General features: G+C 41.5%; 1 pseudogene. It reads left to right on the top strand.

Going from position 1 to position 253, the window contains the following annotated elements:
• Positions 1 to 219: pseudogene (ureC, locus tag AAEZ03_RS28275) on the top strand (urease subunit alpha); the annotation flags it as partial.
• Positions 220 to 253: the final 34 nt, after the last annotated feature.

Genomic DNA, 253 nt, shown 5'->3' with positions numbered 1-253 from the left:
GCTATAGACAAGGGCGTTGACAAGCAATTAGGATTAGAAAAAGTTATCAAAGCCGTACACAACATCCGTCAAGTACGCAAACAAGACATGAAGTTTAACAGCTACTGTCCTCAGATGGAGGTCAATCCCGAGACTTATGAAGTATATGCTGATGGTGAACTGTTGACCTGTGAGCCTGCTGAATATCTACCGATGGCACAGCGCTATTTTTTATTCTAGCTGCTTTTTATTTTAGTAGTGATGACCCCTAATC

This window comes from Pseudomonas sp. HY2-MNA-CIBAN-0224 (genome assembly GCF_040310285.1).
GTDB lineage: Bacteria > Pseudomonadota > Gammaproteobacteria > Pseudomonadales > Pseudomonadaceae > Aquipseudomonas > Aquipseudomonas helleri.
The sequence above is the reverse complement of the archived record's forward strand: the minus strand, read 5'-3'. Positions and strand labels throughout refer to the sequence as shown.